The sequence below is a fragment of the Dolichospermum lemmermannii CS-548 genome (assembly GCF_028330815.1).
Lineage (GTDB): Bacteria > Cyanobacteriota > Cyanobacteriia > Cyanobacteriales > Nostocaceae > Dolichospermum > Dolichospermum lemmermannii.
On record NZ_JAQMTJ010000169.1, the window covers coordinates 26,885 to 50,892 of the forward strand.

Annotated in this window: 30 protein-coding genes; 18 read left to right on the top strand and 12 right to left on the bottom strand. The window is 37.3% G+C overall.

Annotation, left to right across the window (positions count from 1 at the left end; genetic code table 11):
- The first annotated feature begins 394 nt into the window (after positions 1-394).
- Both PN450_RS11285 and PN450_RS11290 read left to right on the top strand, forming a co-directional pair.
- Positions 395-526, top strand: coding sequence for a hypothetical protein (locus tag PN450_RS11285; RefSeq protein ID WP_015080175.1), 132 nt, complete (start codon positions 395-397; stop codon positions 524-526).
- Positions 527-1,106: 580 nt separating this feature from the next.
- Positions 1,107-1,823 carry an acyltransferase gene (locus tag PN450_RS11290; protein ID WP_148759913.1) on the top strand — a complete coding sequence of 239 codons (717 nt, stop codon included), beginning with the start codon at positions 1,107-1,109 and terminating at the stop codon, positions 1,821-1,823.
- Between the two features lie 4 nt (positions 1,824-1,827).
- On the opposite strand, the gene PN450_RS11295 is transcribed toward PN450_RS11290, so the two are convergent.
- Positions 1,828-1,986, bottom strand: coding sequence for a hypothetical protein (locus PN450_RS11295; RefSeq protein WP_213718727.1), 159 nt, complete (start codon positions 1,984-1,986; stop codon positions 1,828-1,830).
- 33 nt (positions 1,987-2,019) lie between these two features.
- On the opposite strand from PN450_RS11295, the gene PN450_RS11300 reads away from it, so the two are divergent.
- From PN450_RS11300 to PN450_RS11345, 9 genes are all read left to right on the top strand, one after another.
- On the top strand, positions 2,020-2,661 hold the full coding sequence (locus PN450_RS11300) for a microcompartments protein (protein ID WP_015080173.1): 642 nt from the start codon (positions 2,020-2,022) through the stop codon (positions 2,659-2,661).
- An 11-nt stretch (positions 2,662-2,672) separates the two neighbouring features.
- Positions 2,673-3,482, top strand: a complete 810-nt coding sequence (locus tag PN450_RS11305; RefSeq protein ID WP_271836351.1) for a pentapeptide repeat-containing protein — start codon at positions 2,673-2,675, stop codon at positions 3,480-3,482.
- Positions 3,483-3,531: 49 nt separating this feature from the next.
- A complete protein-coding gene (locus tag PN450_RS11310; RefSeq protein ID WP_271836353.1) occupies positions 3,532-4,941 on the top strand; it encodes an AAA family ATPase in 1,410 nt (469 codons plus the stop codon).
- Entirely contained in the window at positions 4,938-5,681 is a 744-nt protein-coding gene (locus PN450_RS11315) for a retron system putative HNH endonuclease (RefSeq protein ID WP_271836355.1), read from the top strand. The genes PN450_RS11310 and PN450_RS11315 overlap by 4 nt, the downstream gene beginning before the upstream one ends.
- 320 nt (positions 5,682-6,001) lie before the next feature.
- Positions 6,002-6,520 carry a hypothetical protein gene (locus PN450_RS11320; protein ID WP_168696500.1) on the top strand — a complete coding sequence of 173 codons (519 nt, stop codon included), beginning with the start codon at positions 6,002-6,004 and terminating at the stop codon, positions 6,518-6,520.
- A gap of 129 nt (positions 6,521-6,649) precedes the next feature.
- A complete protein-coding gene (locus PN450_RS11325; protein ID WP_015080167.1) occupies positions 6,650-7,273 on the top strand; it encodes a 4Fe-4S single cluster domain-containing protein in 624 nt (207 codons plus the stop codon).
- Positions 7,274-7,689: 416 nt separating this feature from the next.
- Positions 7,690-7,839 (top strand): hypothetical protein, encoded by a 150-nt coding sequence (locus PN450_RS11335; RefSeq protein WP_168204373.1) that lies wholly within the window; start codon positions 7,690-7,692, stop codon positions 7,837-7,839.
- Positions 7,829-8,431, top strand: a complete 603-nt coding sequence (locus tag PN450_RS11340) for a hypothetical protein (RefSeq protein ID WP_148759927.1) — start codon at positions 7,829-7,831, stop codon at positions 8,429-8,431. The genes PN450_RS11335 and PN450_RS11340 overlap by 11 nt, the downstream gene beginning before the upstream one ends.
- A 391-nt stretch (positions 8,432-8,822) precedes the next feature.
- Complete coding sequence (locus tag PN450_RS11345; protein ID WP_148759929.1) at positions 8,823-9,080, top strand: type II toxin-antitoxin system Phd/YefM family antitoxin; 258 nt, start codon at positions 8,823-8,825, stop codon at positions 9,078-9,080.
- 183 nt (positions 9,081-9,263) lie between these two features.
- On the opposite strand, the gene PN450_RS11350 is transcribed toward PN450_RS11345, so the two are convergent.
- Complete coding sequence (locus PN450_RS11350; protein ID WP_271836360.1) at positions 9,264-9,527, bottom strand: hypothetical protein; 264 nt, start codon at positions 9,525-9,527, stop codon at positions 9,264-9,266.
- A 60-nt stretch (positions 9,528-9,587) separates the two neighbouring features.
- Complete coding sequence (modB, locus tag PN450_RS11355; protein WP_271836362.1) at positions 9,588-11,384, bottom strand: molybdate ABC transporter permease subunit; 1,797 nt, start codon at positions 11,382-11,384, stop codon at positions 9,588-9,590.
- 185 nt (positions 11,385-11,569) lie between these two features.
- Between modB and PN450_RS11360 the strand changes: the two genes are divergently transcribed.
- Entirely contained in the window at positions 11,570-11,779 is a 210-nt protein-coding gene (locus PN450_RS11360; RefSeq protein WP_148759933.1) for a TOBE domain-containing protein, read from the top strand.
- A 133-nt stretch (positions 11,780-11,912) separates the two neighbouring features.
- Here the strand turns inward: PN450_RS11360 and PN450_RS11365 are convergent, their stop codons facing one another.
- On the bottom strand, positions 11,913-12,287 hold the full coding sequence (locus PN450_RS11365) for a hypothetical protein (RefSeq protein WP_148759935.1): 375 nt from the start codon (positions 12,285-12,287) through the stop codon (positions 11,913-11,915).
- A gap of 481 nt (positions 12,288-12,768) precedes the next feature.
- Here PN450_RS11365 and PN450_RS11370 point away from each other — a divergent pair, with 481 nt between their 5' ends.
- The 3 genes from PN450_RS11370 (at position 12,769) to PN450_RS11380 (ending at position 15,912) form a co-directional block, all read left to right on the top strand.
- Positions 12,769-13,902 carry a substrate-binding domain-containing protein gene (locus PN450_RS11370; RefSeq protein ID WP_148759937.1) on the top strand — a complete coding sequence of 378 codons (1,134 nt, stop codon included), beginning with the start codon at positions 12,769-12,771 and terminating at the stop codon, positions 13,900-13,902.
- Positions 13,903-14,186: 284 nt separating this feature from the next.
- Positions 14,187-15,161, top strand: a complete 975-nt coding sequence (gene nifH, locus PN450_RS11375) for a nitrogenase iron protein (protein ID WP_148759939.1) — start codon at positions 14,187-14,189, stop codon at positions 15,159-15,161.
- 442 nt (positions 15,162-15,603) lie between these two features.
- On the top strand, positions 15,604-15,912 hold the full coding sequence (locus PN450_RS11380; protein WP_271836367.1) for a hypothetical protein: 309 nt from the start codon (positions 15,604-15,606) through the stop codon (positions 15,910-15,912).
- 125 nt (positions 15,913-16,037) lie between these two features.
- Here PN450_RS11380 and modA read toward each other — a convergent pair whose 3' ends face one another.
- Positions 16,038-16,832 (bottom strand): molybdate ABC transporter substrate-binding protein, encoded by a 795-nt coding sequence (gene modA, locus PN450_RS11385; protein WP_148766727.1) that lies wholly within the window; start codon positions 16,830-16,832, stop codon positions 16,038-16,040.
- 270 nt (positions 16,833-17,102) lie between these two features.
- On the opposite strand from modA, the gene PN450_RS11390 reads away from it, so the two are divergent.
- Both PN450_RS11390 and PN450_RS11395 read left to right on the top strand, forming a co-directional pair.
- Complete coding sequence (locus tag PN450_RS11390) at positions 17,103-17,360, top strand: DUF7219 family protein (RefSeq protein WP_148759943.1); 258 nt, start codon at positions 17,103-17,105, stop codon at positions 17,358-17,360.
- An 80-nt stretch (positions 17,361-17,440) separates the two neighbouring features.
- Entirely contained in the window at positions 17,441-19,222 is a 1,782-nt protein-coding gene (locus PN450_RS11395) for an iron uptake porin (RefSeq protein ID WP_148759945.1), read from the top strand.
- 213 nt (positions 19,223-19,435) lie between these two features.
- On the opposite strand, the gene PN450_RS11400 is transcribed toward PN450_RS11395, so the two are convergent.
- The 7 genes from PN450_RS11400 to def all read right to left on the bottom strand — a co-directional run bounded on the left by PN450_RS11400 (position 19,436) and on the right by def (position 23,050).
- Positions 19,436-20,269 (bottom strand): M56 family metallopeptidase, encoded by an 834-nt coding sequence (locus PN450_RS11400; protein WP_271836370.1) that lies wholly within the window; start codon positions 20,267-20,269, stop codon positions 19,436-19,438.
- 39 nt (positions 20,270-20,308) lie between these two features.
- Positions 20,309-20,728, bottom strand: a complete 420-nt coding sequence (locus PN450_RS11405) for a BlaI/MecI/CopY family transcriptional regulator (RefSeq protein ID WP_015080163.1) — start codon at positions 20,726-20,728, stop codon at positions 20,309-20,311.
- 51 nt (positions 20,729-20,779) lie between these two features.
- Positions 20,780-21,586, bottom strand: a complete 807-nt coding sequence (locus tag PN450_RS11410) for a PD-(D/E)XK nuclease family protein (protein WP_271836372.1) — start codon at positions 21,584-21,586, stop codon at positions 20,780-20,782.
- 9 nt (positions 21,587-21,595) lie between these two features.
- A complete protein-coding gene (locus PN450_RS11415; protein WP_148759951.1) occupies positions 21,596-21,895 on the bottom strand; it encodes a type II toxin-antitoxin system RelE/ParE family toxin in 300 nt (99 codons plus the stop codon).
- Positions 21,895-22,161 carry a ribbon-helix-helix domain-containing protein gene (locus PN450_RS11420; RefSeq protein ID WP_148759954.1) on the bottom strand — a complete coding sequence of 89 codons (267 nt, stop codon included), beginning with the start codon at positions 22,159-22,161 and terminating at the stop codon, positions 21,895-21,897. Before PN450_RS11420 ends, PN450_RS11415 begins: the two co-directional genes overlap by 1 nt.
- Positions 22,162-22,270: 109 nt before the next feature.
- Entirely contained in the window at positions 22,271-22,474 is a 204-nt protein-coding gene (locus PN450_RS11425) for a hypothetical protein (protein WP_015080159.1), read from the bottom strand.
- A 12-nt stretch (positions 22,475-22,486) separates the two neighbouring features.
- Complete coding sequence (gene def, locus PN450_RS11430) at positions 22,487-23,050, bottom strand: peptide deformylase (RefSeq protein WP_148759956.1); 564 nt, start codon at positions 23,048-23,050, stop codon at positions 22,487-22,489.
- A 102-nt stretch (positions 23,051-23,152) separates the two neighbouring features.
- Between def and PN450_RS11435 the strand changes: the two genes are divergently transcribed.
- Positions 23,153-23,815 carry a methyltransferase type 11 gene (locus PN450_RS11435; protein WP_213718736.1) on the top strand — a complete coding sequence of 221 codons (663 nt, stop codon included), beginning with the start codon at positions 23,153-23,155 and terminating at the stop codon, positions 23,813-23,815.
- The last annotated feature ends 193 nt before the right edge of the window (positions 23,816-24,008 follow it).

The window sequence follows — 24,008 nt, forward strand, 5'->3', positions numbered from 1 at the left end:
AATCATTTCTTCTGCCCCCATTCTCGCTATTATCTTTTTTTAAAGCTGTAATGAAAAGTATATTTCGGAAAATTAAAGTCGTAATAATAGATACAGTTTTTACTTTTAATTAGATTAAATTGGGCTAATAAATCACAAACTACAGCAATAATCAATACCCTATTTTTTCGTAAGTATTATTTATACTTATGTCCTATTGATAGAGTATACAGGCTGTAACCATACTAATCATAAAACTAAGTTTACTTTTAAATCTTCATAATTTATGTTTAAACTTTATTATTACTTTATATTTATTTTGCAACTTTCTTTTAGGATAGTAGAAGGACATTATTTATGTCACTATCAAGGCGTTTTATAAGAAGAGTGCATAAGTAAATTTTATTGACATACTATGATTACAACAGCGGCAGATTCTAAAAATTGGCTGCAAGTAAGCCGTTATAGTAATCGGGGAAGTATTTATTTGTTTGCTCCGATGATTAATTTTAATGTGATGGCGGAAGTTGGAGACACTCCCCCTTAAGTTGAAGTGATTGTACTTACTGGGAAATTTAATGAATAATTCAACAATTACATCTGGATGGTAGTGAAGAAATTTCACGCCTATTTCAGCGTAGCATAAATAGATGTAATTGAATTGAAATAAATACTTTGATATTTGGTAATTGAATATCTGAATTATAATGGCTTGTCAAATTACTAACTTATATGCAGCAATAGTTAGAAGTTTGATGTTCCCTTAAAGCATGAAAATTCAGTATTTATTATTAATTTCCAAATATAAAAAAGTATTGCCTTTAATTTCCAAGTAGTACATAACGAATGCAGACAGTTGCAAACTGCTGTAATTCTAGAATTATGTCTAACAATTAAATAATACCTGTATTTAATAGCTTTTAGCCTTAAAAACTTGCGTTGGGTTTTTCAAATATTTGGAAAACTTCATATTAGCCATATTATTTTCTATTGATCTGTTTACTCAAAATGCAGACATAGAAATATATATGGTACACGGCAAGATTCAAATACGGGATGTCTTTATTTGAGCAGTTCATAATTCCACAAATCTCCAATATCACAATTTAGTTAGCAGTAATAAAGTCATGAATCACGGACAACATTTATCAAGATTGAAAAGATTTCAAGAACTTCTTTTAACTACTTTTCTTGGTGATATCCCCACAATTTTTGGTGGTGTAAAGTTACGCAATTTTCTATATCACGCTATTTTTTCGCGCATAGGTAGCTCAGTTTATCTTCAAGATGGCGTTGAATTTCTTGGTGCTGATGCTATTGAAATTGGGAATGGAACTTATATTTTCAAAGGAGTTCGTATAGATGGAAGAGGACATAAAAATAATAGAATTCAGCTAGAAAATGGAGTTGTGATTGAGCATAATGTGGTGATTGGGGCGTTAGATAATACTCGGATTCACATTGGTGAAGATACTTTTATTGGACCTAGTGCTTGTATTGCTGGACCTGGAAATATTACAATTGGCAAACATTGTTTAATTGCAGCCCATACTGGGATATATGCCAATAATCACAACTTTACAGATCCAACACAGCTAATCAAATACCAAGGCATTACTAGTCAAGGAATCGTGATTGAGGATGACTGTTGGCTAGGAGATGGAGTGAAAGTTTTGGATGGTGTCACTATCGGTAGAGGTAGTGTGATAGGTGCTGGTGCTGTTGTCACTAAAGATATTCCCCCATTTTCCGTAGCTGTGGGCGTACCAGCACGAGTAATTAAAAGCCGAGACGGTAAAGAACTTGTTAAATTTACAGACTCCTCTCTATTAACTTCAAGCTAGGTTTTTACAAGATGCCTCTGGGTAATTGGCTGTTTTTTATTCTAGCATTAGGCACTTGGGTAAAGCGGGTAGGCACACCAATTACCAAACCAGTCCACTTTAACGGTAAACTCATATATTGCAGATCCCCGACTTCTTTGAGAAGTCGGGAATCTAAATCCAAAATGTTTACCCTCATAACTGGAGAATTAAGACTTTGGGTATAGAATTACGCAGCTTCGTATTTCTAGACAATCTGCAACCTCAACACGCCGCATACATGGGAACAGTAGCCCAGGGTTTCTTACCATTACCGGGGGATACATCCCTATGGATTGAAATTTCCCCTGGTATCGAAATCAACAAGATTACGGACGTAGCCCTAAAATCTGCTTCTGTTCGTCCTGGAGTGCAAGTAGTAGAACGGCTATATGGACTTTTAGAAGTGCATTCTGGCTCTCAAGGGGAAACGCGAGCCGCTGGAGATGCAATTTTGGCGTTTCTCGGTGTAAAAAAAGAGGAATGTCTCAAACCTCGTGTAGTTTCTAGTCAGATTATCCGTAACATTGACGCGTACCAAACCCAACTGATTAACCGTACCCGTCGGGGACAACTGCTATTAGCAGGACAAACTCTCTATGTGTTGGAAGTTGAACCAGCAGCTTATGCTGCACTAGCGGCTAATGAAGCAGAAAAAGCAGCGCAAATTAATATTCTGGAAGTTCAAGCTGTAGGTAGTTTTGGCCGACTTTATTTAGGTGGCTCAGAACAGGATATTTTAGCAGGAGCAGCGGGCGCTTTAGCAGCAATTGAAAATTCACCAGGAAGAGAAAATCCTCAAGGTAAGCGGAACGAGTAAAGGAGTAAAAAATGGCAAATCAGCAACATCTCAATTTATTACGATCAGGTGCAGTTACTTGGATAGAATGGAGAAACAAAAATCCCCACATTGAAATTGATCTTAGCTGTGCAAATCTACTAGGAGAAAACCTGCGGGGGGCAAATCTTCAAGGAGTAAATTTGAATAAAGTAAATTTAGCTCACGCTTTATTAGTGCGAACTAATTTTAGTCATGCTAATCTCAGTAATGCTATTTGTTATCAAGCCAAATTAATCGAAGCTAATTTAAGTAAAGCTAACTTGAGTATTGCTAATTTGAGTGGTGCAATCTTGACACAGGCTGATTTAAGTTTTGGCAACTTTATTGGTGCTGATTTAAGTGGTGCAAATCTAGAAAATGCTATGATTAATGATGCAAATTTAATTGGTACAGATTTGCAAAATGCAAATTTAAAAGGTGCTGATTTATCAGCGTCCCAACTTATTCGTAGTAATCTAGGTTTTGCAACTTTAATGGCAGCTAATTTAATTACTGCTAATTTGAGCGAAGCAAATTTATATGAAGCAGAATTAATGACTGCTCAACTTTATCAAGCTAACTTACATAAAGCTAATTTAACCAAAGCTCATTTAGGAAACGCATTTTTATCTAAAGCTAATTTGACGGAAGCCAATTTAACGGAAGCTGATTTAAGTTGGGCAAATTTGAAAGGTGCAAATTTAGCAGGAGCAAATTTGCACGGTGCAATTATTAGGGGTGCAAATTTCCAGGGAGCAAATTTGAAAGGGACGATTTTAGAGAATAACTTAGAATTATTAACACCAAAGAAATGCAATTAACGGTAACGAGGTAATATGTTAAAATAAAATCAACTGTAACAATAAATCAATGCACATTCAAAAAGTCACTATCGAAAACTTTCGCTGCTTTGAGAATTTGGAAGTTAATTTAGATCCCGATATCAATATTTTTGTTGGCAATAATGGCTCAGGTAAGAGTGCGTTATTGGATGCTATTGCTGCGGCAATGTTCCCCTACGTAGCTAAAATTCAGGAAAATGTCAATAAAGACTATCAAAATAGACAAGAATCACCTGTTTTACAACGAGATTTACCAGTCAGAAAAGAGGGACATGAACAAAAAAAACAAGCGGAGTTAAATGTATCTGTGACAGAGTTTCCTAACTGGAAAACTGTTTATAAAAACCCGCTATCTGACAATGATAATGAAAAGATAAATTTGAACAATACCAGTTTAAATTTTTCACAGGATGCTTTTCAAAACCTGTATAATGGTAACGAAAATATAAATGTAGAGAATATAAATTCATTTTTTGTAGCAGATGAATTTAGAGAACTGTATATTGCAATAGGAGAGAAATGTAATACATTGAAGAAGAATCCACAATCTGAACTTTCCATAATTGCTTATTATAAAAGTGATCGCCATTTAATTAATATCTCTGATCTTGAAAATATTCCAAATAAATCATTTGACAGATTTGATGCGTTGAATAATGCTCTTGATGCAACTGCTAACTTCAAAGATTTAGCTAACTGGTTTTTTGTACGTGATTTTCAAGAATTGAGAGAGGGTAAAAATCGCAGAGATATTAACTTTGAACTTCCTGATTTAAAGCAAGTGCGAAATGCTATTTCTACTATTATTGCTCCCAATGCTCGCGTTTATTTTTCAGGTGCAACATCTGCCAAATTGATGGTTGAGTGGACAATGGAAACAGGAGAAAAAAGAGAACTTTTATTAAGTCAATTAAGTGCAGGTTATCGCAATATGTTGGCGTTGGTGATGGATTTTGCGCGACGTTTAGCACAAGCTAATCCAGACATGGAAAACCCCTTAGCAGCAGAAGCTATTTTAATGATTGATGAGTTAGATTTGCATTTACATCCAACTTGGCAACAAAAGATTATTCCTGATTTAAAAAAGGTATTTCCCAACACTCAAATTATCGCCACTACTCACAGTCCTGAAGTTGTGACAACAGTTAAACAAAATCAGGTGAAGATATTAGAAGATTATCAAATAAAGGAATGTCCATCACCTACCAGGGGGATGAAAAGTTCAGATATTGTCAGATATGTTTTAGGGTTAAGTGATTTAAGACCAGATACGGAAGAATCAAGAACTCTTAAACAGCTTTTTGAAGCAATTGATAATGGTCAATTAGAAGAAGCAAAACGCCTCAGACAAGAATTACAACACTGGGAATCTTATGATCCAGATATGACTAGAGCAGATATGCAAATCCGCAAATTGGAACGGAGGAATGCGGTGTGAAAAAAGTGCTGAAATCCCCAGAACCAGAGGAACTTAAAAAGTATAAAGGGCGATTTTCTTTACAGATAAAGCGATGGAGTGATTTAAAAAAGAACCGAGAAACTTTGAATGTAATTCGTGATACTTTATTTGCTGATCAAAAAGGGCTGTGTGCTTATTGTGAAATGAAACTACAAGAAAACAATCGTTCTGTAGAACACTTTATCCCTCGTAACCAATCAACAAAAGAAAATAATTATGATCTAGATTGGCAAAATATGCTGGCTATCTGTCTTCCTCCCGGTGGAATGAAAGATGATGATTTGAAAAATCCACAATTACTGAAAGATTTACCATGTTGTGGCAAAAACAAGGGTGGTTTTATTCCTGATATTAGGTTATTAAATCCTCTCAATTTACCAACATTACGTCTATTTATATTCAGTAGTTTAACTGGTGAAATTAGACCTGATAAAAAAGCCTGTGAAGATTCTGGTATTCCTATAGAAAATGTTCAATTTACTATTGATACCCTAGAACTTAATGTTCAACGATTGAAAGATCAACGATTAGCTGTAATTGACGAAATCAATAAAGAACTTGATGATGAAAGTATTGATATAAATGATTTAGAAGAGAAAGTTGCAGCAGAATATTTTGGTAATGGTACAGGTAATTGGCCTCGGTTTTTTACAACTATTCGCTGGGTTTTAGGTGCAGGTGCGGAACGACACCTGATGAATATTTCTTATTCAGGTTAAGATTATGAACAATAAGATCCCCGACTTCTCTAAGAAGTCGGGAATCTGACTCGTGCGAAGAGATGTCAAAAAGATGTTTATTGAGCAACATTTGATTAAACAAAATAAAATCTGCGCTTTCATCTATCTAGAGAAATAGATTTTAGTTTGTAATTAATCTAAAATTAACCTATTTATAAAAAGGCTCTTTTTTTTTGAACAAAGCTGCAATTTTTGGAAAAAGTCTGGTAGATTATCGGTATTGAGTTTTGCATTCTCACTCTGATCTAAGAGAATTTTATCAACTCAATTTCCTGTTATTAATTTAGTTGGTGCATATTATGGATATCTTATTTGTTCACGGTGAAGAAAGTAAAAACATCATCGGATGTTATGGAAATATTGAAGGAATTGCGGCTGTGGTTGTCACAGTATTTCCAGACAATAGTAAATATGAAATTATTGATTCTGTGTTCCGTCGTCGTCTGGGATTGAAGCCAACTGCTGATGATTTGCTAGAATTGGCTAACACCCATAAAGTTAAATATATTATCAGCAATAAACTCATGGAAAATGTTTACCATGGGGGAACATTAGAAAAAAATTATGAGTTTCCTGTCGAGATTCAATGGGAAACCAATGAAATTAATGTTGAGAAATTGCTATTTTTAACTGAATGTTATCTCAATGAAGGGAGGTTAAATTTAGCTGCTGATGTCGAAAACGTCATAGAAAAAGAATTACGGTCTTTCGATCTGCAAAAATGCCAGGATTATGGTCAAGCCAGCCACAGGCTATTTGCATTCTTTCATGCTATCTCTGCTGCGCGTTCATCAACTCCCTCCTGGGCAAAATCTTAAGATAACTTAAAGGTTGATTACACAAAATAATCAATCTTTAAAAAAGCTTATAATTTCTTTCTCCACACTTTTTCAGAGTCTCGCTATATTAGCAAGTAATAGGAAAAGTTGAAAAGGAGTTGACAAAAGATGGAAACCAAGCCCATGAACCCATCTCTAGGACTCGCGGACATTCCCCCCGGTTATCTTAACATTATGGGTTATGTTGACCAATCAGAAGTTAATGGCCCTGGTTGTCGGGCTGTGGTCTGGGTACAAGGCTGTAACCGTGAGTGTTCTGGTTGCTTTAATCCCGACTCCTGGGCATTTGAGATTAATGATTTAGTGGCTATTGATACCCTAGCTGAAAGTATTCTCAAAAATCCCCAGAATACAGGTGTAACTTTTTCCGGTGGTGAGCCATTTTGGCAAGCACCTGCATTAACAATTCTAGCGAAAAAGTTAAAAGCAGCGGGTTTAAATGTCATGTCTTTTACTGGTTTCACTCTTCAACAATTACAATCTAATTCTGCCCCTCCAGGTGCAAAAGAATTGTTAGCAGAATTAGATATTTTAATTGATGGTCCCTTTGTCAAATCTCTAGCAGTTAATTCTCCTGATTCTCCCGTTTCTTCTAGTAATCAAAATGTAAATATCTTTAACCCAGAATTTGCAGATAAAATTACTTGGGCTAGTGATCAAATTGAAGTTCACATTCTCAAAGATGGAAATCGTATTGTCACAGGTTATCAAGGTTTATTGGAATTAAGTTAATTTTAGAGAGGCTGGAAATCAAGATAATCAAGATATATTTTTCAGTCTCTCCCATTTATTAGAAAACCATCAATAAAATTAGTTATAGTCAAGAAAAGGTAAGTTGTACAACTTATTTAGAAGAATCCCTCTTGTCAGCAGCAGATAGTCCTCTGGTTTTATATTTAGATAATAATGTAAGCTATCTCTAAACAGGCGATCGCATTTTGGAGATGTAGGAAATGCGATCGCACTTCCGATAAAGCGGCTTTTTTTAATCAGCTAAAATACTCAAAATCTTGATATTTTTCTACGCCTTGTCCGTGTTCTCCTGTGCGGACAGCCTGACAGATTCTACGTTGGCGGATTTTATTTGCCTTTGATCCTCAGCGACAGGCTATTTTGTTGGTTGGAGGCAATAAGTCAGGTAATAAGCGGTGGTACAAGGAAAATATTCCCATCGCAGATCAACGCGATGTCTAGGACGGGCTACGTTACGCCCCTCAATTTCCCATTATCAAGGCGATCGCTTTTCGGTAAAATATCTTTATATTACCAATTATCGAGAAAACTTTTATGCCTTATAGTAAATTTACTTTGAGTAAAGCTGTAGATGATTTTCAACTGACAATTGTTGAAGGCGATCGCTTTCTACCAGAGATTTCCCCATTTAATCCGAGTTCTTTGCTCAAAGACACATTGAAAGAAACCATACCTTGGGCAGTTGCAGTAGGTAGTGAAAAAGCGCGTTCTGAAGGCATTATCAATCCCGTTTTACTAGAAGTCAAACGTCAGCTTCATGGACAAATTAGTGTCTTTTCCGGCGAAGAGTTCAACGTGCAGCCAGAGGTTGATTTGACGGGTTATGTTGATTTTCTGATTAGTCGCTCTCCAGAGCAATTGTATATTAAAGCCCCGGCAGTGGTTTTGGTGGAAGCGAAAAAAGAAGACCTAAAACCAGGACTGGGACAATGTTTAGCCGAAATGGTAGCAGCACAACGCTTTAATCAACAGAAGCAGCAGCCGATTTCCACAATTTACGGAACGGTGACAAGTGGTACGGTTTGGCGGTTTCTCCAACTAGAAGGACAAACAGTAACCATTGACTTGAATGATTATCCAGTACCACCAGTTGATCAAATTTTGGGCTTTCTAATTTGGATGTCCCAGAATGGCTGAGGTAGGCGTTGGGGTTGTTGGGTCAGGAAGTAGCGATCGCTTTGGTAAAATGACTTTGATGAAAGATAAGTGATCGCTCTTGGGGATAAGTAGGGCGATAGCGAAGCGCTCCGCAGGAATCGCCTTAGAGGGTGTTTGAAAAGTTTTGAATGTATAGACTGACCCCTCTCCAAACCTCTCCCCTTGCAGGGGAGAGGCTTTAAAACCCCCATTCCCTTGCAGGGAAGGGGGGCAGGGGGGTTAGGTTTTTGGAGATTACTGGTTTGATATAATACTTTTCAAACAACCTCTTATCCCTACAGGGAAGCAAGCTACTTTTAATCTGAAAGGTAAGTTACGCTTTGGAAAGATTAAGCTATAATAGACAAATATAATATTCAAAGTAACAACTATGTCAACCAAAACACTGGATATTCAACAATTACAAATCAGCGTTAGTCAATTACTCTCCTTGATTCAAAATGACCAAGAAATAGTAATTACTGATGGGAATACTCCCATTGCTAGATTAACTCTACTTAATTCTATTGAGCCAAATGTCTGGGAATCAAAAAAGACTCCACTTCCCGGATTAAATTTAGGTGCAATGGTTATGAGTGATGATTTTGATCAACCTTTATCCGATGAATTTTGGTTGCAAAATCCATGAAATTACTGTTAGATACACATACTTTTATTTTTTGGGATAGTCAGCCATCAAAACTGTCTCAAGGAGTCTTAGAGCTATTGACGAATAAAGATAATCTTAGATTATTGAGTGTTGTTAGTCTCTGGGAAATACAAATTAAACAGCAGTTAGGTAAACTAACATTAAATAAAACTTTAGAAGACATTATAGCCTCTCCAAAATTCCCTCCACCTCCCCACGCACGGGATACAACAACTGCTGACTCAACGCACCTTCATAAGCCCGTCTAGCCCCTGATTTATCCCCCAAACCCACCAAGGCTTTCCCTAACCAATAATCAGCCGCAGCCGGATTAAACGCCTCCTGACATTCCTCACAAGCTACTTCCCACCATTGTTTACTAGCCTTAACATCCCCCAGCACCTGGTGACTCCCCCCTAGCCACACCGCCACAGGTACGGATTGCAAATAACCCCCCTGCTGGTAAAAAAGGCCATTTCCCTGTAGTCAAGAATAGCTACAGACTATTTACTCCATTAAAAGTAACCGAGAAGGTTCTAAATGCACATACCAAGGAAAAGATTGATCTTGAATATTTACCCATTTCTCTTTATAAATTTCTCCTTGTAAATGATAATCATGGGGATGATTTCCCACAGAATTAAGTTTAAGGAATACTGTCATTCTATGAGGTGTTTCACTGGTACGAACTAAATAACAGGGAAATGTATTTACTTGTTGAGGATCTTTAGTGAAAATCAAATGGTGAGCGCGAATACCAACATGAGATAATTTTGCAGGAATTTTTTCTCTAACTTCCAGAGTACAACCCCAATCAATTGCTTCTATCTGTTGAGGTGATAAAGTATTAGCACGGGAAAAGTTTTTACAACCAGTAAGTTGAGCAACATTTACACTAGCAGGATGTTGAAATATCTCATATTTAGAACCATGATGAGCTTGTTTTCCCTGTTCTAATACTAACAAATTGGGACATAGGCGATAAGCCTCTTCCATATTATGAGTCACAAACAAAGTTACACCAGAATAATCATCCAGAATTTCTGTAACTTGTTGTTCTAATTGACTGCGTAAATGGGTATCAAGTGCCGAAAATGGTTCATCTAAAAGTAATGCTTCTGGTTTACTAGCCAAAGCCCTAGCTAATGCTACCCGTTGCTGTTGTCCCCCAGAAAGTTGGTGCGGATAGCGATCGCCAAATCCTTGTAATTGCATGGCTATTAATTGCTTTTCTACCTCTTCTTTAGCATTTAGATATTTCGGTAAACCAAAAGTGATATTTTGCGCCACAGTCATGTGTGGAAATAAGGCATAGTTTTGGAATAAAAAACCAATCTGTCGTTGATGAATAGGAATATTAATGTTCTTTTCTGAGTCAAATAATACTCTACCATTTAAAATTATTCGTCCTTTATTCGGTGTTTCTATCCCCGCTAGACAACGCAAAATCATACTTTTTCCTGCCCCGGAACTTCCCAATAATCCTAATGGTTGATTGTCAGTATTAAAGGCAACTTGTAGATAAAAGTTGTCTAGTCTTTTTTGAATATCTAAAACTAAACTAGATGTAGAGGAATCAATTAATAAAGAATCAGATTTACTTGCTAATTTTATTTGCTTTATTGGTAATTTTGTGAGTTTGCGTTTATCTGGAAATTCTTGCCATAAATTAGCTATAATAATTCCTGAAAGAGAAACAATCATAATTACAATTGACCAAAACCAAGCTTCATTCATTGCCCCCGCTTCCACAGCAAAATATATTGCCATTGGCATTGTTTGAGTTTGTCCAGGGATATTACCTGCTAACATCAAAGTTGCCCCAAATTCACCCAAAGCCCGCGCAAATGCTAAGGTAGTGGCAGCTAAAATCCCAGGAAATGCTAGGGGTAAACTAATCCGCCAAAAAATTGTGAATTCTTTTGCACCCAACGTTCTCGCTACTCGCAGCAGATTGGCATCAATTTGGCTAAAAGCTCCCAGTGCAGTTTTATACATCAATGGGAAGGAAACTATTGTAGCAGCGATCGCCGCACCATACCAAGTAAACACAATTGTGGTATCAAACGGTTCTAGCAGTTTACCAACCGGACTATTTTTACCAAAAAATAGCAGCAGTAAAAATCCCACCACAGTAGGTGGTAGAATCAACGGTGCAACAAATATCCCCTCAATTAAAGATTTGGCTTTACCGCGATATCCCAACATCCAATAAGCGGCAGATATCCCCAAAAAGAAAGTGATAAACGTTGCGAGTAAAGCCGTTTTCAACGATATCCAAAGCGGTGATAAATCCTGTGGCATGATTTTTAAAGTTTGACTACATAGTTAAATTGATTTGGGTCAATTTAGTTGGTATTATACCTTGAAATAGCAATATTTCAGGACAATGCTACCAAAAATTTTGGTAAAAATCTTAAACGTTGTGAATTTATTTGATACTGCGACTATTTTTCATGTATGATTAAAATTTTACAGGAAAATTGAAAATGCAAGTTAGTGCGCGTAATGCTCTGAAAGGGATTGTAAAACAAATTGCCGTTGGTTCTGTGAATACAGAAGTAACAGTAGAAATTGGCCCAGGTGTAGAAGTAACAGCAATCATTACTAAATCATCAGCAGAAAATCTCAACCTTGTTGAAGGTAAAGAAGTATATGCAATCGTTAAATCAACTGATGTAATAATTGCTATTGATTAGAGTATTTGGTTGTGTCTAATAATGTAGAGACATTATAATAATGTAGAGACGTTCCATGAAACGTCTCTACATGGATTTTAGAAATCAAATATAATTACTAGAAATACCAGAGTAATTATCAATACTCGTCTTTTCATCTATCAGGAACATCATCTTCTGGTAAGATGTCAGATATATTTACCATCCAGGGAATACCATTATTAACTGGTGAAATAATGCTAATCTTTGCCTCGTTAGCAAACCGTTTTAACGTTTTGGCAAAGTAGGGGAAAGTAGTCATAATATTTTGGTAACTTTCAATATCATTACACACCATAATTAACATCAAAATACCACTATTGATTTTGAAATACCAATGACAACTAGATAATGAAATGCGTACCGTACTATTACAAGCTAGAAAAAATCTCTGTTTAGTTACTTCTTCCAATTGACAGAGTAATATTTCACTGATTTGCGTAATTTTAGAAGAAGGCAAATCATCTGGAGATAGATATGGTTTAGTCATAAGAATAGGGAATAGAGAATAGAGAATAAGAAATAGGGATTAATTCTGTAAATCCTTAAATCTTGATGCAGACAATAATTGTTGAAAATCTTTTCACTTGCACATAAAAAACCTTCATGGTTAACGGTGCGTTATAGAAATCATCAAAACCGAATTTTATGAAGAAAACTGTATTTTTTACTACTATTGATCAAATTAATTGGTAAATACACAAATTTTCAGCTAATTTCAAATCCTGAAAAGCTTTCATTTGCAAGTATTACAGCCATTACCAACTAAATAAAAATTACTTTTTTGCAAAATATTTTGCAAATAGCAAGCAAAATAGCTAAATGTTGTGATATTGTTTTTATATGGGGAATCAAGAGAGCGAAAGCACAAAAATCATCCAAACAGAAATGATATATATTAACCGTGCTTTTGCCTTGGCCGATTTTTAGTTAAATCCGCTGCGGCTTTGATAAATAAAGAGATAAAGCCAATGAAGCAGGATAGTAGCCTCCGTAATAACTTGAAGTCAATTAGAACCCGGTTAGCCATGAGTCAACAAGACTTGGCAAACATAGCGGGTGTAACTCGTCAAACTATTAGTGGTGTAGAGTCGGGACAATATGCTCCCTCAGTTGAGATTACACTGCGTCTAGCTAAAGCATTGGGCTGTCAAGTTGAGCATCTATTCTGGCTAGAGCGAGATTTACCGGAAATTGAAGCCATTATTGCCAAACCTGTTGGCGATGTCCAACAACTAAGAGTTAGTTTAGCACGGGTAGGAGGTCAATGGATAGCTTATCCCTTAATTGGTAAAGATGCCTTTCGCCAAGACATGATTCCCGCTGATGGTGAGGCTCACAGACAGAGTAACACAGATAAATTGCGTGTCCGACTCCTCGACGATAATATGGACTCGCTTTATCACACCGTCGTTATTACTGGGTGTTCCCCTGTGATTTCTCTTTGGGCTAGGGCTACCGAACGTTGGCATCCGCAATTGCGGGTACAATATAACTTTGCTAATAGTATGTCTGCATTGCAAAGTCTATGCAGAGGTGAAGCCCACATTGCGGGAATGCACCTATATGACCCAAAAACAGACGAGTATAATACTCCCTTTGTGCGCGAGGCTTTGGCTGGAAGAGAAGCCGTTCTCATCACTTTAGGCGTTTGGGAAGAGGGACTGATGGTAAAATCTGGTAATCCCCAGGGAATCAGCAGTTTAAGCGATTTGGTGAAAATGGGAGCAACTATTGTTAACCGAGAAGTAGGTTCTGGTAGTCGTTTACTTTTAGAACAAACTTTAGAAAAGGAACAAGTTTCATCTCATGATCTTTCAGGCTTTGATCATATCATTACCAGTCATCAAGATGTTGCCCAAATCATAGCTTCTGGATTTGCAGACGCAGGTATTAGTACGGCATCCGTAGCCGCAGCTTTTGGGTTAGGATTTATCCCTGTTCGTCAATCACGGTACGACTTAGTAATTCTCAAGGAATATTTGGAAGAAACACCAGTACAGCAATTATTAAGTACCTTGGGACATCCTCTAGTTCACTCTCAATTACAAATTCTTGGCGGCTATGATATTAGCAAAATTGGGGAAGTTGTCGCCACTGTTTAGGTTTTTGGTGTTGTTAAGTGAAAGTATGAATGGTTTCGCGCAAAGATACAAAGGAGCAAAGGCGCAAAGGTAAGAGTTTGTAAGGGCGGGTTCACTCGCGTCGGGATAGTTTAACTCGTCTTTACTTTACTTATTAGTTCTTGGTCTGAATAACCAATAAAAATTTCCCAAAACTGTCAATATGTTCAGGATTTTTCACCTGTTTGCGGTGGAACGCGCACCTCCTGCGAAGTTCTACACGCCCTCACTTTTCATGATCATAAATTCACCAAATAGGAGATATTATGTCCGACTCAAAAATTAGACAAATCGCTTTCTACGGTAAAGGCGGTATCGGTAAATCGACTACTTCCCAAAATACTTTGGCTGCTATGGCGGAAGTTGGTCAACGCATCTTGATTGTTGGATGTGATCCTAAAGCTGATTCTACCCGGTTGATTCTCCACTGTAAAGCCCAAACCACTGTGCTGCACTTGGCTGCGGAACGAGGTTCAGTGGAAGATTTGGAACTGGAAGAAGTGGTAATTACAGGTTTTCGGGATATTAGATGTGTGGAATCTGGTGGGCCTGAACCTGGTGTGGGTTGCGCTGGTCGGGGTATCATTACCGCTATCAATTTCTTAGAAGAAAACGGTGCATACCAAGATGTAGATTTCGTATCTTACGACGTATTAGGGGACGTTGTGTGTGGTGGTTTCGCCATGCCTATTCGAGAGGGAAAAGCCCAAGAAATCTACATTGTTACCTCTGGGGAAATGATGGCGATGTTTGCGGCTAATAACATTGCTCGCGGTGTTCTTAAATATGCTCACACTGGTGGTGTGCGTTTGGGTGGTTTGATTTGTAATAGTCGCAAAACTGACCGAGAAGAGGAATTAATTAGCACACTTGCGGCTAGATTAAGTACCCAAATGATTCACTTTGTCCCTCGTGACAATATCGTGCAACACGCAGAATTGCGCCGCATGACTGTTAATGAGTACGCACCTGATAGTAACCAAGCTAATGAATACCGGACATTAGCCAACAAGATTATCAACAATACTAATTTCGCCGTTCCTACACCTATTGAAATGGACGAGCTAGAAGATTTGTTGATTGAATTTGGTATTCTGGAAAGTGAAGAAAATGCTGCTAAATTAACAAATGCTGCCAATGCTCAAGCGGACGCTGCCAAAAAGCAAGAAGACGCTGAAGGAGAAGCACTAGAAGCACTGAAAAAAGGCGATGTAGAAATTGTTTCTGGCGGTAAAAACTAGAAGCACTCACTTTCCCTGAATAAAGAAGCAATAGCAGCTTCTATTAATATGTAAAAAGTGGACTATAAAAGTCCACTTCCCCCCCATTATCTCCCTTGTGTAGCTGATTCATAAATAACTCTATATAGTTTAGTCTCTTGTTTCCTCGTTCTATTGGTTGGTTGTTAGGGAATGGTAAATTATTCTGAGTTTCCCATTCCCTTTTATCTGCTATACAAAAATTGACCAAACTTCCTTTCCTACTTTATCAGCCATGAATCCATATTCTCTGTCTCCAGATGATTTAAGTAAGTCGGCCCAATAAAATCGATATATGTTTAGTTTTGTAAAAACCGTGAAACACCCTATTTATAAGGTATTCGTTAATTTATATTTCGTTACATAGATTGATTTTTTAACGCCGACCTACTTACCTCCATCTCGGATTACACAAATTGATGCAATGCTAATTAGAAATTTAGAAGAAGTTATTGCTAACCACTTTTATGTAAACTGTGGTCTTATTCTCCAAGCTTTATTATCAAGGTGTCATTGGTATGTAGTCACTAATTCAAGCTATTTTATTTTAATTATTATTTGTCCTGATAGAGAAATGTATTGGCATATATTCTATGCTATTCCTAATATTGCTAAAAAGTTAAAGTCGTTTTCTCATCAGGCAATTATCCGTTTGTGTCCTCCTTTTGAGAAGGGTACACCTTGGGAAATTGGAGTTAGTGAAATATCTGCTTATAAAGGATGGTTTAATTAATAAATTTTAATTTTTATTTAAATCCCTTATTAAATCGTGAGTAAGATCCCCGACTTCTTTATTTAATCCTCTGAATAAATGATGATTGCTTGTCAGAAGTCGGGAATCTGAAATTTCACCTATGATTAAGGCAAAATAAACCCATATTTCTTAAATACAGTTTTAGCTTGATTGCTAGATAAAAATTGAGAGAATTCTTTAGCAGCATCAACATTTTTGCTACGTTTAACAACTGCTAATGGATAAATAATGGGAGAGTGGTATTTTTCATCTGCCGTAACTACAACTTTTACCTTATCAGAGATTTTGGCATCAGTTATATAAACTAAACCTGCATCAGCATTCCCACTTTCTACAGATGCTAAAACTTGACGCACGTTATTAGCAAAAACCAGTTTTGATTTAATCTCTGACCAAATTTTCAACTTTTCTAATACTTGTTGTGCGTATTGTCCTGCGGGTACACTTCTCGGTTCACCAATAGCGATTTTTTTAACTTTCGCATCTTTGAGACTGTAGAAACTGGTGATACCAACAACATTTTTAGGTACTACCAAAACTAACCGATTTTTAGCAATTATATTCCGAGTCCCTGGAACTAAAAGTCCTTTTTGTTCTAAAGCATCTACTTGTTTTTTAGCCGCAGATATAAAAATATCCGCCGGCGCACCTTGTTCGATTTGTTGCTGTAATGCACCGGAACTACCAAAGTTATAATTAATGTTGACGTTTGGTTTACTTTGTTGGTAGAGAGGTTTAATTTCTTCCAGTGCCTCTTTTAAACTAGCAGCGGCGGATATGAGTAAGTTGTTATTAGATTGTGCTGATACAGGAGAAGAAGTCAGGATTGGTAAGCCCATAACCAGTAGTAAAGTAGCTAATGCTGTCGCTATTAAAACTAGTAGCTTTCTTCTTTTGATTGGCAAACTGGACTGAGAGAAATTTTTATTCATGGAATTGACACTCGGTATACTTTTACCAAGATTACCATAATATTTACCAATATAACTGGTAAATATTTCCTGACAAAAATCTACCTGTGAAGATTATTAATCTCAAATATTGTGTCGTAAGCTACTTTTTTTCCAATAGAGCTAGAGGATACTTACCAATTAAGTTGGTTGTTGTGTGGCTCTAAAATTCTCTTGGGAAAAAGAGCTTTTTTTACTAGCTGATGGATATAAACAGCAATGGCAAAAGATTCTGATTTTTTAACTAATTTAACTGATTTTCTCTATCCTCGCCACAAATATCGTGGTCAATTTAAGCCAGAGTATTTGGTTTTTAACTCTAATTTACAGGAATTTTCTCAACGGGTAAGCTATATTTGTAGCCTGCAAACTGCTGGTAAGCTGTCACCAGAGGATGCTTACACTCAAATTAAAATGCTTTGGAAGCAATTAAAAACTGCTAAAAAACAAATTTTACCAACTCCGAAAAATTTGTAGTCTTTGCTACAAAATACCAAGTTAATTGGTATTAATATGTACCTGTTAAGTTGGTATTAAAGATTTGAGGTGTGAGGTAAATGTCTACTTTTCTACGAAATTCACTGTGGATAACTCCGTTATTGATTGCAGCTAATACAATTACAGCTAAGGCTATAGAAATTGATACCAACCTCACTAATTTGCAGGTAAAAGACGGTATAGTTGCGGAAACTCAGCAAAATTCTCACTCGGAAATAGAGCAGGTAACATCTGTTTCCCAACTTTCAGATGTGCAACCGACAGATTGGGCTTTTCAGGCTTTGCAATCTCTAGTTGAACGCTATGGTTGTATTGCGGGATACCCAAATAGCAGTTTCCGGGGCAATCGAGCCATAACGCGCTATGAATTTGCAGCGGGTTTAAATGCCTGTTTGAATAGGGTTCAAGAATTGATTGCCACCAGTACGGCTGATCTGGTGAAAAAGGAAGATTTAGACACTCTGCAAAAACTGCAACAAGAATTTGCTGATGGATTAGTAGAAATACGAGGCAGAATAGATGGCTTTGAAAGTCGTACTGCTACACTAGAAAGTCAACAGTTTTCCACTACTACCAAGTTGAATGGGGAAGTAATTTTTGCTCTTGGGGGTGTGTTTGGTGGAGATAGGGCGCTAAATTCTGACCAGTGGAGAACAATTAATAATACACCTGCGGGAGTAGCCAGAGAAACCGCGAAAAACACTGCCTATGGAGCAGGAGGTCGCCGTTTACAAGATAATACAATTTTTAGCGATCGCATCCGCCTGAATTTGGTTACTAGTTTTACAGGTAAAGACCAGTTGTTTACTCGCTTAGAAGCCAATAATTCTATTGCTTTTAACTCACCAGTCAGCGGTACGAACATGACTCGGACATCCTGGGATTCTACCAACGATACTACCAACAGTGTCCAAATGGGCAAATTGTATTATCGGTTTCCGGTAGGAGATAAAATCAATGTGATTGTTGATGCCATTGGTGGTGAATTTTACGACAACTTCAACACCATTAACCCCTTATTATCTTCAACTCCTATCGGTTCACTGTCACGCTTTGGTCGCTTTTCTCCTATCTACCGTGCCAGTAATACCAGTTCGGCAAGTAATACAGGTTCGGGTGTAAGTGCTGTCTTTAAATTAAGTGATAAAATTACCTTGTCTGGGGGTTATCTTGCTAGAAGAGGTAGTGATCCAAGTGCTGGAAAAGGCTTATTTGATGGTAGTTATGGTGCATTAACCCAATTAGCATTCCAGCCTAATAGTAATTTAACCCTTGGTTTGACCTATGCACATTCTTATCTCAGAGGTGCTAATAATGATGGTGATGTTGTGGTTTCTGGGTCCTATGGTAGTGCTTTTGCCAATAATCCCTTTAACTCTAGTGCCACTAATCCAGTGAACACTACAACGAATCATTACGGACTAGAAACCAGCTATCGTGTTCATCCTAAACTGGCATTTGGTGGTTGGGTTGGGTATACGCAAGCCATAGCTGAAAATAGTTCTGGTGCTAATGTGAATAGGGGAGATAAAGCAGATATTTGGAATTGGTCTGTTAACTTAGCTTTCCCAGATTTAGGTAAAAAAGGTAATTTGGGTGGGATAATTATTGGTCAACCACCGAAAGTTACAAGTAATGATTTTGGTCCAGCGGTTCTCACTTCTACTAGCAACCGTCGTCTGGATAGTGATACTTCTTTGCATCTAGAAGCACTATATCGTTATCAAGTTAATAACAACCTCTCTATTACTCCTGGTTTGATTGTCATCTTCAACCCGGAGGGTAATAGTAATAACGACACCATTTATACAGGACTCCTCCGCACCACATTTCGGTTTTAATGCAATTTTGGAGACTTCCAATTAAAAAAATATCCTAAAATTTCTTGTGGTGCGGGCATCTTGCCCGCTAATAATACAAGGACGGGCAAGACTTGTACTGAGCGTGTCGAACGTATGCCCATCCCACAAAATTGGATTATTTTTTTGTGGAGTTCTCTTAGTGACTTCTACCTTTTCCCTGTCCTCCATAAAATAGGGAGGATGGGAAATCATTCAAGTATGAAATACGACTGTAACCAAAGGAAGAAACGCTAAGAGAAAAATATGCCAAGATTGTAATTGCGTTTCTGGTACTGGTTCAGATGGTGTTAATAAAGCCTCTATTCTTTGTTCCAAGCGATCGCCTGCACCCAAAGCAGCACAACAAATATCTGATGTAATTGAATTATTACTCACGACTAACAGCAAGGATTCTGCTAATACTAAAGGATCTACTTGAGATGCAGCATAACTATCAGCCCGTAATTCTCGTAAAATTAACAATTCTTGCCATAAAGACTCTGTATTCGGCAACCAGGCGGTACAAGAACGCACCCAGCCCAGCCAAAAGAACCAAAACGTATCCCTATACTGATAATGCCCTTGTTCGTGGGCTAAAACACTTTCCAGATGGGCTGGAGAGAGAATTTGTAGTAGTCCTTGACTAACAACTAATTCAGGTTGCCAAAAACCCATTTGTCCAGCAAATAAAGCTCCTGTTTGTAGAAGTCGGGCTGATTTACCATCTAGAGTAATTTGGGGACATTCACGGGCAGATTTAATGGCTTTCCAGCCCTGAAAAGCGAGGTTGATACCTACGGTATTAAAAAATCCTAGAAAAATTAATGCGAGGAGATAGCTAAAAGAGTCGGTATACATTCCGCCCATTTTTCCCTGTGTACCCATACAGACTATAGAAGTGACTGTCATGAATATGAGTAAGGGGGGAAAAAGGAATAAAAACAGGGTTTTTTGCCATCGTAAATGCCAATTTCTTGGCTGGATACTGCCAGAGGATCGTAACCAGCAAGCAATGGTTACAGCGGTGACAATCATGAGTAGGTGCATAAATTTTTCTCCCAGTTGCTTGGTGAGTGAAGCATAATTCTATTTTTCTCCTCTGGCTTCCCGTGCGGCTTGGATGCGTTTAGCGATCGCTTCGATTTGGTCACTAGCAGCTTGATCTAAACTATCAGCAAATGCCGCAATTACATCAGGATTTCCTACTGCTAAAAATCGCTGTAATTGATCATGGGCTTTAATAATATCTGCTTGTTGCTTAGTGAGCAATGGCCGCCAATAAAAGGCTTTGCTGTGCTTGTCACAAGCCAACCAACCTTTTTCCGTGAGACGACGCAAAACGGTGGTAACAGAAGTATAAGCCAATTCGCGGTTAGGATCAGCCAGAATCCGATCATGTACATCTTTGACTGTTACTGAACTCAGTTCCCAAATAATACTGAGGATTTCTGCTTCTAGGGGACCCAGGGACATTTGTTTGGGACGATAATCGGGTAATGGAGCCATGTTGATAATTTTGGATATTATTTCTATTTCTATTTTAACATTTTTAAAAGTTCAAAGTGATACTTCTGCAATATTTTCCAAACTAGGAAACTGTTGATTAATATCTATATTCACTTGTTGGATTTTTTGACGTTGACACCTCACTGCATATTGGCAAGATTCACAGATTTTCTGAGATTCCTTAATTTGCGGTAAGGATATATTATATTCATAATCTTTTATCCATTTTGTAAGATTGTTTAATAGTTGATGTAATTCCTCTGCTGTTTTTTGATGTTCTTTTTCATTATATAAAAATTTGATTTTTTTAGTTTGCCCTTTTGATTGCACAAACCAGTAAGTCATGGAAATATTGTCTAATAAATAGTTGCTAGTTTCTGCCATGACATACATATACAGTCTTGTTTGCCAATTTTGAGCTAATGTTTCTGATTTTGGTGGTTGGGGATAGGTTTTCCAGTCGAGAATTTGGGCTTGATTTTGATCAGCAATTAATAAATCATAAATAACTGTGAGGAGATAATCTCCAATTTGCAAGGTTCGATAATGTTCACTTTCTCGAAAAGTTTGATTATCAATATTAGTTATAAATATTTCTGGAGCAATTTTACTAAAATCAGTCATCCAATGTTGCAATTGAGGATCTGCTTGTAGTAAGTTATTAATAGGTAAACCCATTTCTCGCTGCTGCATGAGTAAGTGAAAGCGACTCCCTAAAATTTGATATTCTTCGTGTTTAGGATCTAAAGGAGTATTCAGTTGTTCTAAATAGCTATGCTGGAATTTGCGCGGACAAGCTGCGAGTAAATTGAGATGTCCTTGGGAAAGTCGGAGTATTTGGGTAGAAGTTGGTAGCATAATTTTATTTTATTGATCTAAATCCAAAAACAAAGATTCTATATCTCTATACCCACTAACCACTCGAATAATGACAATACTATTTTCTAATAACTGATAAAAAATTATATAACCATCAATGGGAATACCTCTTAATGGAGAATCTATATGGCTATAACTACGCCCAATTTTAGGAAATTTTACTATATTCAAACACTTGTTATTAAAATCCTTAACAAACTTTTCCCCTGCATCAATATTGCGCTGAAGAAAATAATCTAAAATATTTTCTATGTCCTGACTTGCCTCTACAGATAGAATATATTCCATTATTTTTTATTCTCACGAGCAATCCTAATTTTTTCCTGTAATCTAGCCATAACAACATCACTACTAACTACCTCTCCTCGTTCAATTTGGGTAAGTCCTACAGCGACTTTCTTGCGTGTTTCTTGTTCCCATTCCTGATACCCTTTTTCCCACTCCGATAATACTTTAAGTGCTTTAATTATCACATCATCTGCATTGGTATAATGACCTGTGGCAATATATGCCCGTATCAGTTCCTCAGTTTCTGGTTGAAGTTGAATTTTCATGATTTATAATCTTCCTCTCAATTACCAATTACTTAGTAAAAAATAAAAGGTAAAAGGGTGAAGTGTGCATTCCTCGTTCATCCTCTTACCTTTTTCATATACCTGATGCTTATTTCATATTAGCTCGTGCATCCTTCACTGCGGCAATAAAAAAGAATACGGTGAGAGGAATGCTCAAAGCTAGGATAATGGCAGTGGTTTGGAAACCAAAATTTGGTTCTCCATAACTCAATTCAAACACCGAACCAACAGCCGCAATCGCTGTAAAACAAGCACCACCTAAAAATAAACCGCTTTTTGGAGTTAAATACACTACTAGACCACCCTATGCTACTGGTTTCACTGCTTGATACGAGAAGCCATTCTTCGATAACTCCTCGGTTAAAGTCAAGGAATTTTCTACACGATCTACAAATACCACGCCATTAAGGTGATCCAGTTCGTGGAGAATACAGCGACCCAGTAAATCATCGGCTGTTAAAGTTTGCGGGCGGCCATACTCGTCTTTATAGGCGATTGTTACCACTTCTGGACGTTTTACATCTAGATAGACGTTGGGAATACTTAAACACCCTTCCTGAGCCACAGAGAGCTTACTGCTAACCTGTTTAATCGTCGGGTTAATTAATACTAATGGCGGATGATCTGGGTTATCTGGTTCGCAGTCAATGACGATCAGCTGTTTATTGATACCAACTTGAGGTGCAGCCAAACCAATGCCATCTGAGCTATACATAGTTTGCAGCATTTCGCGCACTATTTGGCGGAGTTCGTCATCTATTTTGGTAACACGCTTTGCAGGTTGTCGCAACACGCGATCGCCTAAGTAGTGCATTTGCAAAGGTGGATTTTTTAACTTTTTCTTCTCGACAGCAATATCAGAGGGCATGGTTCTTGATGGCTTTATAGTGAATAATCTTACTAATCTAATTCTATCGTTAGTAGTCTAGTTCTTAGTTGATATAGTCCAATGACGGTGCATTAAATTATTATGTTCAAAGAAGAAGCTAGGTGGTTGGCAAATATTATCTATTCTCTCGACCCAAACACTGTATTCCCTATACTCAATATTGGTAGTTCAAACCAAAAATTTAGAGAACATGAACAACCTTGGATTGATGAACTATTATTCAAACCAGCTAGAATAAAGGGCTACTCAGTAATTCATGCGGACATGAAAAACGATACAGGTGTTGATCTAGTGGGGGATTTATGCGACCTTGATTTTTTACAGAAACTTTCAGAAATGAATATTCAATCTGTATTGTGTTCTAACTTATTGGAACACGTAACGAATAGAGAAGAAATATGTCAAATAATTAGCTCTATTATCCCTAAATCTGGCTATATTTTCGTTACAGTTCCTTATAAATATCCCTACCACCGCGATCCTATAGATACCATGTTCCGACCTGATATCCAGGAATTGAGTAGCCTATTTCCCGATTTCAAAATTGTCAATGGAGAAATTCTCGCAGGAGGTTATTTAGTGCAATCAACTACCATTACACCTGTATTATATACACTTGCAATGGTCATTCGACTTATGTTACCCATTTATCAACCTCTGAGGTGGTTCGATTCTCTAAAATACGCATTATGGTTGTTCAAAGATATTTCTGTTAGCTGTGTTGTGTTGGAAAAAGTTAATTAGGAAACAGGCAAGAGTTTTATTTCTCTCACTCAACAAGTTCTTAACCGCTTACTAATTAATCAACCCGATTTTATCCAATTTCTCCGTCACGGTTTACAACTCACTACTTCCCCAACCCTGCCTTTACCAATCACCAATCACCAATCACCAATCACCAATCACCAATCACCAATCACCAATCACCAATCACCAA